The sequence below is a fragment of the Sphingobium sp. ba1 genome (assembly GCF_000743655.1).
Lineage (GTDB): Bacteria > Pseudomonadota > Alphaproteobacteria > Sphingomonadales > Sphingomonadaceae > Sphingobium.
The window spans coordinates 1,649,633-1,662,586 of the sequence record NZ_JPPQ01000069.1 but is presented as its reverse complement, the minus strand read 5'-3'; the positions used below and the strand labels follow the sequence as shown (position 1 = coordinate 1,662,586).

At 63.8% G+C, this 12,954-nt stretch carries 11 protein-coding genes; 9 read left to right on the top strand and 2 right to left on the bottom strand.

Annotation, left to right across the window (positions count from 1 at the left end):
• Both IL54_RS24140 and IL54_RS11065 read right to left on the bottom strand, forming a co-directional pair.
• The coding region (locus tag IL54_RS24140; protein WP_193378839.1) for a methyltransferase domain-containing protein at nt 1-1,469 on the bottom strand (1,469 nt) is incomplete at its 3' end.
• Between the two features lie 31 nt (nt 1,470-1,500).
• Nucleotides 1,501-2,157: a class I SAM-dependent methyltransferase gene (locus IL54_RS11065; RefSeq protein ID WP_037475618.1), complete on the bottom strand. Its 657-nt coding sequence runs from the start codon at nt 2,155-2,157 to the stop codon at nt 1,501-1,503.
• A 92-nt stretch (nt 2,158-2,249) separates the two neighbouring features.
• Here IL54_RS11065 and IL54_RS11060 point away from each other — a divergent pair, with 92 nt between their 5' ends.
• From IL54_RS11060 to IL54_RS11020, 9 genes are all read left to right on the top strand, one after another.
• Nucleotides 2,250-4,208: a polysaccharide pyruvyl transferase family protein gene (locus IL54_RS11060; protein ID WP_037475615.1), complete on the top strand. Its 1,959-nt coding sequence runs from the start codon at nt 2,250-2,252 to the stop codon at nt 4,206-4,208.
• Between the two features lie 115 nt (nt 4,209-4,323).
• Nucleotides 4,324-6,051, top strand: coding sequence for a tetratricopeptide repeat protein (locus IL54_RS11055; protein WP_069063884.1), 1,728 nt, complete (start codon nt 4,324-4,326; stop codon nt 6,049-6,051).
• Nucleotides 6,048-7,343, top strand: a complete 1,296-nt coding sequence (locus IL54_RS11050) for a polysaccharide pyruvyl transferase family protein (RefSeq protein ID WP_037475612.1) — start codon at nt 6,048-6,050, stop codon at nt 7,341-7,343. The genes IL54_RS11055 and IL54_RS11050 overlap by 4 nt, the downstream gene beginning before the upstream one ends.
• Nucleotides 7,340-7,624: an acyl carrier protein gene (locus IL54_RS11045; protein WP_052027654.1), complete on the top strand. Its 285-nt coding sequence runs from the start codon at nt 7,340-7,342 to the stop codon at nt 7,622-7,624. The genes IL54_RS11050 and IL54_RS11045 overlap by 4 nt, the downstream gene beginning before the upstream one ends.
• On the top strand, nt 7,621-8,508 hold the full coding sequence (locus IL54_RS11040) for a glycosyltransferase family 2 protein (protein WP_052027653.1): 888 nt from the start codon (nt 7,621-7,623) through the stop codon (nt 8,506-8,508). The genes IL54_RS11045 and IL54_RS11040 overlap by 4 nt, the downstream gene beginning before the upstream one ends.
• Entirely contained in the window at nt 8,505-9,329 is an 825-nt protein-coding gene (locus tag IL54_RS11035; protein ID WP_052027652.1) for a phytanoyl-CoA dioxygenase family protein, read from the top strand. The genes IL54_RS11040 and IL54_RS11035 overlap by 4 nt, the downstream gene beginning before the upstream one ends.
• Nucleotides 9,326-10,960 carry an AMP-binding protein gene (locus tag IL54_RS11030; RefSeq protein WP_162182220.1) on the top strand — a complete coding sequence of 545 codons (1,635 nt, stop codon included), beginning with the start codon at nt 9,326-9,328 and terminating at the stop codon, nt 10,958-10,960. The genes IL54_RS11035 and IL54_RS11030 overlap by 4 nt, the downstream gene beginning before the upstream one ends.
• Complete coding sequence (locus tag IL54_RS11025; RefSeq protein ID WP_052027651.1) at nt 10,960-11,808, top strand: phytanoyl-CoA dioxygenase family protein; 849 nt, start codon at nt 10,960-10,962, stop codon at nt 11,806-11,808. The genes IL54_RS11030 and IL54_RS11025 overlap by 1 nt, the downstream gene beginning before the upstream one ends.
• Complete coding sequence (locus tag IL54_RS11020; protein ID WP_037475609.1) at nt 11,808-12,938, top strand: cytochrome P450; 1,131 nt, start codon at nt 11,808-11,810, stop codon at nt 12,936-12,938. Before IL54_RS11025 ends, IL54_RS11020 begins: the two co-directional genes overlap by 1 nt.
• The last annotated feature ends 16 nt before the right edge of the window (nt 12,939-12,954 follow it).

The window sequence follows — 12,954 nt, the reverse complement described above, 5'->3', positions numbered from 1 at the left end:
TGCAATCCGCCCGGACGCAAAATGCGATGGACTTCGGCGAAGGCCAGCATTGGCTTGCGGATATGTTCGAACATGTCGGACGTGATGACGACATCGAAACTGTCATCGGCAAAGGAGGTCGCCATCAGATCCTGACAGGTCAAGGCACCGCGCCGCGTTCCGCTGGGTACGCCCGGTTCATAGAAGGATTGTTCGTAGCGGCGCGCGCGGCCCAGCCAACGGCGCAATGGCCCTGAAAAGCCAGCTTCGAATATGTCCAGTTTCGGCAATAGGTCCGACGCTGCCAGCGCGGCCAAAGTGTCGAAACGGCCGCCACCCAAGCGATCGACTAGGGTTTTGGCCTGTTCGCGATAGCGCAATGTGGCCCGGCAATCATGACAAGCCAGCGTTTCCCGTTCGCTGGCGTGGGTGCGGCGAAACAGTCCTTTCCATCCGCATAGATTGCAGCGGTCCGCCATTTCATAAACAGCAAAGCCGGGCCTACCGATCGCATCCAGCCGTGCTTGCAAGGCAGGTGCCACGGCCCAGGCCGCCGGCTCTGAGCCAGCGGTAGCCAGTTCCTGTACATTGACGATATTGCCGGAATTCTGGTCCAATCCGCGCACGAGCGATGACGGCAAGGCCGCTGCATCCGCGGGCTGATGGATATCGATATGGCTGTCGCGCACCCCGAAGCCGCCATTGAAGATCAGCGAGGGCAGAATATCCGTGGATCGAAGCGTCAGATCGACACGGACAGACCGGACATTGGAAAGCAGCATGGCGCATTCCGTCCATGTATCAGCATCGACATCAGCGGTAATCGCCTCGATCGGCGCATCCCGGCGACCAAGCAGGGACAACGCACGCCGCACCTTGCTGGCACGGAGCCTGATCCCACCTGTACATGCGCTTTCTCCGGCTTCGCTACGCTCGATAGTGATCGCACTGCCGTTCACATCGTCGATGTCGGCATCGATCGAAAACCCATCGCAATCGATCAGATGGATGGCGGGCGCGGCGGCGCGGTGGGCGATGTTGCGGGCTTTTACCGTCAATCGAAGCTGGTCGCACCGGGTAAATGTCGCGGCCTGCTGGCCTGCGTCCTTAACGATCAGGTCGGTAATGGTGAATCGTTGGCATCCGTCCGCCCGCAAGCCGCTTCCCTGCACGCCGACGATGCGGACGCCGTCCAACACGCAATCATCCGCAGCGACCGTCAGCAATGACGTAGCCCGATGCCCGCTCCCGGTCAGCGCTAACGACTGAAGCTGGCTGCCATCGCCCCGCATCGTGAGGCCATGACGCGGATCGATGAAATGCAGGATGGGTAGGAGGCCGTCCTCTCCCCATAGAGTGATCGCATGATCCAGCAGAATGTCCTGCGCCAGATCATAGCGCGGCGCGTCGAGCATGATGTGCGCACCGGGCGGTGCTTGTGCAAGCAGAGCCACCAGGGCTGCGGTGTCGGCGGCACGAAGGTCCGTCATCGGGTGGCGAACCTGCGTCTTGGCGCCCGGCTCATAGCTTCCGGTAGGCGCGCCGATGCTCCACGTCGCGATAGCCCAGGGGTATCTGTTCGAAACCGGCATCGGGGTCGAGCAGCAGGCTGCATATCATCTCGACATGCGACAATTCGATCTGCTCCTCGCTATAATCCGCCAGCACGGATGGATTATGCGAGGGTCGCATCGTCGGCGATTTCGCGATGGTCCAGTCATAATCGTCGAGCAGCAAATAGCCGCCTGGCTTGAGCAGCTCCTTGCAGCAGACCGCTGCCAACGTATCATATTGATAAAGATGTCCGCCATCCAGATAGATGAAGTCGAACATGCCTTCGGGCCGGTCGATGCGCGCGCGCCGCGTCAGCATTGCGAGCGTCCAGCCATAGCTGTCGAAGGTGCGCCGCGAGTTGCCGACAATCTCGACATTGCGATAGCCGATGTCGGCAAGGTCAGCGCGCAATTCCTGCACGCGGCTGTCGAAATCGAACAGCCATAGCGTGCCGCGATGATCCATCGCGCGCGCCAAGGCCAGCGACGTCGCACCGATGCCGATCCCGACTTCCGCGATAAGCGGGTCGGCATGGGTCGCCAGAACGCGGGTCGCCAATTCGACCGCCTCCGCACAGGGTCGCGAAATGGCTTGATAGCGGGGCTCTGCGTGCTGCTCCAACATGGCTTATGTTCCCGTCCATCGGCCAACAAGGCGGTTTACCAACGCGATAGGCCATAGTAGCTCTGTCCTCAAGACATGGGAGGCTTGGCCGCGTGACCGATGCAAATAATTCGCCGCCGGACAGTTCCGGCGCAGGCCCGCGCGTCGCGCTTTATGGAACATTCGACGTCCTCAACTATGGCGACCTGTTGTTTCCGCTGCTGCTGCGCGATCGGCTGGGCATCCCCGAAGAGGATTTTCGCGCTTATTCCCCGCGTGGCGGCAAACCGGCCTGGGACGACACCGTCCCCTGCCTGCCGATCGAGACCGCAGCCGATTATCCGGCGGACCTGCATGGCATCGGCGGCGGCAATATCATCCATGCGACCAGCACGCCGTTGCCCGAATATGCCGAAACGCGCTTCGGCGCGCAGGGCAGCTATGCGGCGTTATGGCTGGGCGCGGGGTTGATCGCTGCGCAGACGGGCGGACGGATCGCCTGGAATGCACCCGGCCTGCCCCACCCTCTGCTGCGTGGACCGGTGCGAACCTTGAGCGACGCCATTCTGGCCGCCAGCGCACAGGTGACCGTGCGGGACGAGGCCAGCCGCAATTTTATGGGAAAATCGGGCGATGCATCCGTCCAGATTTTACCAGACACCGCCCTTGACCTCGCTGCGCTCTGGCCTGCGGCGGACTTGCGCGCCATCGCCGAGGCGGCCTTTACGCGGCGCGGCATGGCCGTGCCCGATCGCTGGGTAGCCGTGCATGTGAACAGCCGCTATCTCGACGCGGATGAGGCCGAGCAGGGGAGGCAGGTGGCAGCGCTGGCCGGCCGGCTGAACGCGGTGCCGGTACTCATCGCGATCGGACCCTGCCATGGTGACGATCAATTGGCCCAGCGCGTCAGCGCATTGCTGCCGATACCAGTGTTGGTTCTGGATCAGCCCTTAGGCTTGAAGGAAATTACGGCGCTGATCGCCCATGCCGCCTGCTATGTCGGTTCTTCCATGCACGGGCTGATCACGGCGCTTGCCTATGAAAAGCCAGCGCTCGTCATTGCCCGGCCTCGGATGGTCAAGTTCGCCGGTTTCCTGGAGCAACTGGGCATGACGGAGCGGCTGAGCCACAGCTGGGCCGAGGCGTTGGGTAAAGCGGCCCTGATGACGCCATTGCAAGAGCAAGAACGGCGCGCGATCAATGCTGCGCGCACGCGGATAGCCGATCATTGGGCGCAATTGCGCGCGCTGTTGCACGAGCCCATGAGCGAACGCGAAACGCAAGCCATGGACAGGCTGCGCCACTGGATCGCCGACCGCCCCGAAGGGCAGCGCGACTGGCAAAGCTTTGTGGCCGTCCTGCCCGCCCCTCCCTCCCAAGCGGCATCGCCGATCAGCAAGCCATTCCAGTGCAATATCTGTGGCGGCAAGACGGTGCGGCCTAACCGCCGACAAGCGGACGATATGGTCGGCCACAACCATGTCTGCGCCGGTTGCAACGCGACGGCGCGGCACCGCGCCATGCGCCAGGTGTTGGAGGTGCTTCGGTCGGACCCGGCCTTGCGTACCATGGGATTGCAATATGGGCGGCATCGCGTCGCGGCGGGCGGCTGGTTTGCCCAATTCGACCTGATCGCGCCAACGCATGAAGGCGCTACGCTCGTGGCACCGGCCGCCGACAAACGCTATGCTATGATATTGTGCCTCGACATGCTGGAGCAGGTGGCGGACATTCAGGCGACCTTGATGCAATTGCGGGCGGCGTTGGCCGATGATGGCGTGCTGCTGCTATCCTTTCGCACCGTGCCGACGCGGCAAACCACGCTGGAATGGGGATTTCCGCGCGGCGACGATCATGGTCGCCTGCGCGCTTTTGGCACAGATATCCTGGCGCGTCTGGACACCTATCTGCCAGATGCTTTCCTGACCTTCGCCTGGCCATCGGACCCCTATTCGGACACGGAAACCGTGCTGTGCATCGCGACGGCTACGCAGGCACGGCATGACTGGATACAGGCCAGCGCCATCGCCGAAATGGCCCGATCAACCGACGGTCTTGCTGATCGACTATAGTATCGTCCAATCTCGACCAGTTCCTGCGACACCGTCCAAATCGGACTTCAATATTGACCCGGTTTGCATTAGCCATTGTCGTGGCCATGGAAGGCAAGGGGTACATGGGGGGCCGATGTTACACCGGGCAGACAAGACCGCTGATGGTGTGACCGCATCGCTCCTGCGCGATGAGATTGCCGCACTGGAGGCGCTGACGAGAGCGGCGGGCGACGACGATAGGTCGATCGATCGCCGCATATCTCTGGCGCGCGGGCGCTGGCCCGATGATCTGCGCCTGCGTCTTATCGAAGGCGGCTGGCTAGAAAAGACGGGCCGGGTCGAGGAGGCCGTGGCGGCCTTCCAGACGGCGCGCGACCATCATCCCGCCAACCCTTGGCCTGCGGTCCGACTGGTCGAACTCTTCCTGCGCCGCCAAAGGCCTGACGATGCCCGCATGCTGTTTCGTGAGGCCGTGTGGGCAGGTAGCGCGCCAGAACAGACGCGAACCGGGCTGCTGTCTCGCATCATCATGACCCTGGTCGATCCGGATATAAAGCGCGCCTATCTCGAAACCCTGCTGCGGTCGCACCCGGATGATCGCTTCATCCTGCTGAAACTCGCCGCCATCCGCTTTCGCCAGCAGGATCGAAGCGGAACCGAAGCATTGTTCGACAAGGCACGCGCCTGGGGACCGCTGACCGATGAAAGCCGCTTGATCGAGCTGGAACTGCATCTGGCCGCCGCACGGTTCGAAGATGCCTATGCCCTGTCCGTCCAGGTGATGGAGCGCAACCCCGACCGGGTCGAGTTCGCCCGCCGCGCGATCCAGGCGGCCATCTTCACCGGACGGATCGACAGCGTGATCGCGCTGCTCGACGCGGCCCTGACCCGCTGGCCGGACGATTGGCTGTTGCTGTTCCGCTATAACCGCTGCCCTCTGTCCGATAGCGTGGACAAGCGGCTGTTCGCGCTGTTGCGGGCGCGCGCACCGGAACAGGCGAGCAATTCGCGCTGGCTGTTCCAATATGCGATAGCCGCCCTGCGGCACGATGCTGTGGCCGATGCGCGGGCGATCATCGATCGTTTGGCGACGCAGGATGCCGTCGCGCATATGGCAGGGCCGTTGCGCACCGCCATGGCCGCGCATCCTGCTGCGACCTGGGACAATAAGCGCGCGGTTCGCCATGGTTGTGACCTCGACGTTCAAATTCTGCCCGTGGCAGGTGCGCAGGCGACAATCCTGTTGTTTGCCAGTGTCGTTGGGGGGCTGGGCTATCTGCCTTTTGGACTGGCCGACGGATTGCTGCGCCAGCGCCCCGTGAACATCCTCTATCTGCGCGATCGCAACCATCGCAGTTTCACCAGCGGCATCGCATCGCTCGGCCCGGATCATGATGCCATGATCGAAGCGTTGCACCGGCTGACCGAGGATTTGGGCGTGCCGGTCATCACCATCGGATCGTCCATCGCCGGGGTCGCGGCCATTCGGTGCGCCGCCATGATGGGAAGCCATGCGGCCATATCCTTTGCCGGGCCGGTCAATCTGGGGCTAGATGCCGCCGAAGACGCCCCGGTTGCGGCCAATGGCACGCGCGCTTCGCTGTTTTCGACCTTTACGAGCGCGGATATGGACTTGGTGGGCCTCATCCGGTCCGTGCCGCAAACCCATGTACATCAGGTCTTCGGCGCGGCGCACGCCCCCGATGCGCAGGCGGCACGCTGCCTGGATGGTCTCGACAATGTCACCCTCTATCCGATCGCGGACTGCGCCGACCATTTTGCGATCGAACATGCCATCGCCAACGGCCTGTTCTTCGCCGTGCTCGACAAGGCATTGGCCACCATAGGAGGCGGGATATGAGCGCGCGGCGCACCATCTTCATATCCGGCATGTTCGACATGAACAATTATGGCGACCTGCTGTTTCCCCTGGTGGCGCGCACGCGTCTGGCCGATGCGGGTTTTGATGTGGTGGCGGTGTCACCGACCGGCGGGCAGGCCGACTTCCCTGACGCCCTGCCGACCATCGATATTGGGGAGATGTTGTCGGGATCGATCGCCCCGGCCGGGATATTGATCGGCGGCGGCTATATGATCCACGCCAATTCGCTGGCCTTTCTGGATCATTATGGCGATCCGTCGCTTGGCAATTGGGCAGGCGCTGGCCTTTGGTTGGGGGCGACGCTGGCGGCAGCGCTGCGCGACATTCCCATCGCCTGGAACGCGCCCGGCGTGCCGCATCCCTTTTCCAGTCGACAAAGGCGCGTGATCGACGCCGCCCGCCATGCCGCATCCTATGTTTCTGTGCGGGACGAAGGCAGCCGCCATCTGCTCGCTCCTGCGACGGAAGACGCCAGTATCGCGATCGTACCGGACCCCATTGCTGATCTGCCGCGGCTGTGGTCACAGGCCGATCTTGCCGACCCATTCCGGCAATTGCTGGCACGCAAGGGGATGGCACCCGACACACAATTGCTGGCCATCCATATCCGCAATCGGTCGGTCGCGGGCGTGGATCGCCAGGCGCTTGGATCGGCGCTGCGCCAGTTCGCTGAGGCACGACGGATGGTACCGATGCTGGTGGCCGTCGGGCAGAACCATGACGACCCGACGGTCGCGCGCCAATTCGCTGACTCGCTCGGCGCGCCGTGCCTAATGCTCGACGACCCGCTCAGCCTGCAGGAAATCAGTGGCGCAATTGCCCATAGCGCGCTCTATATCGGGGCGTCCCTGCATGGCTATGTCGCCGCCAGTGCCTATGGCGTGCCTGGCATTCTGGTCGGCCGTCCGAGCTATAATAAATTTTCAGGCTTTCTGGCCCATTGCGGGCGGCCACAGGATCTCGCGCGCACCTGGGAGGAGGCTTTGACGATGGCATCGACGAAGGGCCAACGCCAGGATGGCAGCCTGCTGCCCGCATCGATCGCCGATGCCCTGGACCGCCATTGGGCGAGAATCACCGCTGCCTTCGACGCGCCTGTGGAGCGGCGGGAAGCAAGGCGCGACTTCGCCCTGACCTGGATGCGCGACATGATCGCGAACGATGGGCCGGGCTGGGCGCTCCAACCCATTCTCAATCGCCGGATGCGCACCCAGCCCGCTGCGGCGGGCGGCCTGTTCGACCTGTCCCCTATTGCAAAGGAACACCCATGAACCAACGCCTGCCATGCGACCGTGATACGCTGCGGGCCTGGATGGTCGCCTATATCGGCGGCGTCCTGTCCCTGCCCGAACAGGTGCCGGCCGATCAGACATTCGACGCCTATGGGTTCGACAGTGTGGAAGCGGTGGTGATGGCTGGCGTTATGGAGGAAGAGTTCGGCGTACAGGTCGATCCCGTCCAACTGTTCGAAAATCCCAGCATCGACGAATTTGTTGCCGCCTTTGCCAGCGATGGGGGCGGCAACATCGCGGGTGCGGAGCAACGCGATTGACGCAACCCGCCGTCTCGATCGTGCTGGTAAGTTATAATATGCGGCGGGAACTGCCCCGCACGCTGTTGTCGCTATGCCCGCCCTATCAGACGGACATCGCGCGCGCCGATATCGAGATCATCCTGATGGATAATGGTTCCGACCAGCCACCAACCCTGACGGACGTGGCTCATCTGGATGCCGATATTCGCATCGTGCAACAGGCCCAGCCCAGCGTGTCGCCGGTGTCGGCGATCAACCATGGGCTCTCGCTTGCCCGCGCGCCGTTTATCGGGGTGTGGATCGACGGCGCACGACTGGCCTCGCCCGGATTGATCGCCGCCTGCCGTTCGGCAGCGACGCTGCATCCGCGGCCCGTGGTCGCGACGCTCAACTATCAATTGGGACCGACCCTGCAGTTCGACAGCATACGCCATGGCTATGATCGCCATGCCGAGGATCACTTGCTCGATACGATCGACTGGCCGCAGGCGGGCTATCGCCTGTTCGACGTCGCGACGAGCGAATTGCGTGGTGGCCCGGAGGGGCCGATGCTGGAGAGCAATGCGCTGTTCCTGCCCCGGCCGCTATGGGACGAACTGGGCGGCTATGACGCGGCGTTCGTGGAGCCGGGCGGCGGCGTGGTCAATCCCGACACCTATTTGCGGGCCTGTGCCCTGCCCGATGTGCAGCAGATCCGCATAGTGGGCGAAGGGACGTTCCATCAGATCCATGGCGGCGTGTCGACCAGCACCCCGGAAAGCGCGATAGCGGTACTCCAGACCGGTAGTCGCCTGTATCGGCAACGGCGCGGTCGCCCGCTGGCCACGATGCGCGATCCGGGCTGGCTCTATGATGCCCAAAACCGATCCGTCATCCAGCCGCCGATCAGTGCGCGCGCATGACGGCGCATCGCATCGATAAGGCCGCCATCGCCCGCTATCGGCGCGACGGTTTTCTCGCGCCCCTGCCTGTGATGGATGAGGCCGCGATGGCCGCCCAACTCGCCCAGGTCGATGCGCTGGCCGCGATGCGCGCGGGCCGGATCGCGCCCGGCCATAATGTGAAGGTGCATCTTCTCGCCCCTTTCCTCTGGGACATGGTCCATCATCCCGCCATTCTTGACCCCATCGAGCAATTGCTGGGGCCGGACCTTCTCTGCTGGGCAGCGGGCTTTTTCGACAAGGCCCCAGGCACGCCGCAACATGTGACCTGGCATCAGGATGCGACCTATTGGGGCCTGTCGGCGCCCCAGGCGCTGACCGCCTGGATCGCCTTCACCCCTTCCCTGCCGGACAATGGCTGCATGCGCGTCAGTCCCGGCAGCCATCGGACACCCTTGGTGCATGTCGATACCCGCGACAATGACGTGATGTTGCCCGGACGCGAAGCGATCGCCGAGGAGGTGGACGAGAGCAAGGCGGTGGATATCCAGTTGCGCCCCGGCGAAATGTCGCTGCACGACGTCATGCTGGTAGACGGCTCGCGAGCGAACATGTCGACGCAGCGCCGTTGCGGTTTCGCCATCCGCTATATTCCGGCCCACCTCCGATCCATCGGCCCAGTACGCGCTTCCGCCACATTGGTACGAGGGCGGGACCATGGTCATTTCGATCTGGAACAGGCGCCCGAAGCCCCCTACCATCCGGCTGCGCTTGACCGATATTCTGGTGTGCTGCGCCGATGGATGCGCAATGTCCTGCCCAATATGGGGGGTCAGTCTTGAGCTTGGCCGTCGCCCCGACCTTGCCTGCCCTGCTGGAACAACATGCGGCAACCCGTGGGGATCACAGCGCCATCCGGTTCCTGCAACGTGGCGAGGCGGTCACCGAGCAGGCATGCTATGCCGAGCTGCATGCGGCGGTAACGACCATGGCGGGCCGATTATACCAGGCGGGGCTCGTCGGCACGCCGGTCGTGCTGGCCTTGCCACCGGGCCTGCCCTTCGTCGTGACGCTGCTGGCGTGCCTGCGCGCGGGTGCCATTGCCGTACCGATCCCCTTTCCCCCGACCGGCGACGAGGCGCGGCGAAGGCTGGCCTTGATGGTCGCCGATCTGGGCGCGGGCAGCGTGATCGGTCCCGCCGATCATGGCATCGACATGGGCGCACTGCGCCCAGTCGATCCGGCAGCCATGACGGGACACGGGGTAGATGTGCCCCTGCCCGATCCCGATGCGGCGGCCGTGATCCAATATAGTTCGGGTTCCACCCAGGCACCCCGCGGGATCGTCATCAGCCATCGCAACATCATGGCCAATCAAGCGATGATCGGACAGATGTTCGGTAGCGGGCCGGACATCGTGGCCGTCAACTGGCTCCCCCCGCATCATGATATGGGGTTGTTCGGCGCGCTCCTGCATCCGCTTTATGCCAGCGGCACCGCCGTACTGATGCCCCCCTTCGCCTTTATCCAGAAGCCGCTCCGCTGGCTGAAGGCGATCAGCGACCATCAAGGTACGACGGCTGGCGGACCCAATTTCGGCTATGACCTGTGCGTTCGTCGCATCACGCCGGCGCAGGCAGGGACGCTCGATCTGTCGACATTGAAAGTCGCATTTTGCGGGGCGGAGCCGGTACGATTACGCAGCCTGAACGCCTTTGCCGACCGCCTGGCACCGGCACGTTTCGATCCGGCTGCCTTTCTGCCCTGCTATGGTTTGGCCGAAGCCACGCTTTTGGCGACTTCGACCCGATGGAACGATGGCGCGCCGGTTGCAGTCCCTGGCGCGGGTCGTGCCCATGTCTCCTGTGGATGGGCACCCGACGACGCGCAGGTCAGGATTTGCGATCCGCAGGATGGACGCCCGCTCCCCGATGGCGAACGCGGCGAAATCTGCATCGCCGGACCGCATGTCGCCATGGGTCTTTGGTCAGGGCGGGAGGGCTGCGTGGTGCCACTGCCCGAATTGCGCGAAGGTGATGATGGGACAGGCTGGCTTCCCACTGGGGACGTGGGCATTTGGGGGGCTGATGGCCTGGTGATATTGGACCGGATCAAGGATTGCATCATCGTCCATGGCCGCAATATCCATGCCGCCGACGCCGAAGCCGCCGCGCTGGACGTGGATGGACCGCCACTGCTGGCGGCAGCGGCCGTCGGCATTACCGTCGAGGAAGAGGAGCAACTGCTGCTATTGTGCGAAGTCGCGCGGAACCGCAGCAGCGCGACGGAACGCAGGGAATGGGCCAGGGTCTTGGCGCAGCAGGTTGGTGAACGGTGCGGCCTGATGCCCCAGATCGTCTTTGTCGGCAGCGGCACCCTGCCGCGTACGACCAGCGGCAAAATCCGACGACAGGCGGCCCGCGCCGCCTATCAGGCGGGTGAGATCAAGGCGCTGGTTGAGGGGGATATGTAATGGGAAAAGGCCTGACCGATGCCCAGATCGATGCTTTTCGTCGCGACGGCGTCGTTTTCCCCGTTCGCCTGTATCCGCAGACGGAAGCTGCGCAATTTCGTTCCGCACTGGAAGCGATCGAGGCAAGCCGTGCCGGGCGGCTGCCGCCTGCGCTGAACGCCAAGCCGCACCTGCTGATCCCCTGGCTATGGGATATGGTCCATAATCCATGTCTGCTCGACGCGATCGAGGACCTTCTGGGGCCGGACCTGCTATGCTGGGGCAGCAGTTTCATCATCAAGGAGGGCCACAGCCCCCGCCATGTCACTTGGCATCAGGACCAGACGCATTGGGGCCTCAATGCACCGCGCGCGGTGACGGCCTGGCTGGCGCTGAGCGACAGCGGTCCCGGTAATGGCGGCGTGCAGATGATCCCAGGCAGCCATGCCCAGATACTGCCCCATCGCGACAGCGGCGACCGGCTGAACATGCTGGGTCGCCGCGAAGAGGTGATCGGCGGCGTGGATCAGCGGTCGGCGATCGACGTCAGGCTGCGTCCGGGCGAAATATCGTTGCATGATCCGCTCATCGTCCATGGATCGCCACCCAACCAGTCCAGCGAGCGGCGTATCGGCTTTGCGATGCGCTATATTCCCGCCACGGTGGCGCAGCGCAACGGCGCGCGCAATTTCGCAACCTTGGTCCGTGGCCGGGACCATGGCCATTTCCAGTTGGAGCAGGCACCCGCCGCGCCCTTCCACCCCGATGCGCTGCGCCATCATGGTGAATCGATCCGGCATGGGATGGCCGTGATATTCGACAAGGGCGATCGCCAACCCGGACCCTCTGCGCCCAAAGGCCTTCAGTGATGACCTCGATCACCGATCCCGATGGGGCGATTATGCCCGCCATGCCGCCCTTCCGCAGCGAAGGGAACGGCCCGTGGGTTATCACGCGCCACGCGGATGCCAGCCTGATATTGCGATCGCCTGCTTTTCGCATGGCGTCACCGCTGCAGCGGGTCGAGCGGATCGCCGCGCGTGCCAGGCGGGATTATTCGGACTTGCTGGCCCTCATGGAGCAGACCCTGTTGTTCCAGGATGGTCCATCGCATCTGGCCAACCGGCAATCCGTGCGCCGGATCGTGCAGCAGGGCATGGCGCGCTGGCCAGCGTCCGCCACTCTGGCGGAAGCCCAGCGCATCGCAGCTTCGGTGCCGTCTGGCGGCGCGATCGACGCGGTTGTACATTTGGCTGATCCCCTCCCCTCCCTGATCTTGGCGTCGATGCTGGGTTTGCCGATCGATCAGGCCATGGCCTTACGCGCGGACGCGACCATGGTGACGCGGGCTTGGTCGCATGCCTGTAGTTTGCGGGACTATGATGCCTGCCAGGATGCTGCCCGTCGCTTGCGCCGCGAACTCCGCAGCAGCTTGCAGCGGGATAGCGTTGAGACAGGCGATGCGTCTTTCGATCTGATCGCTTTCCTGCTGGTCGCCGGGGCGGATTCCATCGCGGGCACGATCAGTGCGGCTCTGGACCTATTGGCGCGCAACCCGGCATGGCAGGCGCGCCTACAGTCGGAACCGACGCTCATGCCGGGTTTCATCCGGGAAACGCTGCGCCTTGCTGGGCCTTTGCGCCGCTTCAACCGACGCGTGGCCCAGACGGCGGTCGATATTGGGGATGTGTCGATCGCGCCGGGCGATCTGGTGTTGCTGCGGATCGACAGTGCCCACCGGGACGCCGAAGCATTCGCCTACCCCGACCAAATCGATCCCGGCCGGAAAAATGGGCCGTTGCTCGCCTTCGGCGGCGGCGCGCATATGTGCCAGGGGCCATTGCTTGGCGCGATGGAGGCCGAAATGATGGTAACCGCCATCATCGACCGCTTCCAGATACACCCGGCCGCGGCGCGCGGTGTCTTGCTAGATCATGAGGATTGGCGTGTGTTCGCGCACCTGCCCCTCATACTGACCCCTGTTGCGGCGGAGCAATGATGACCGATCCGACCTC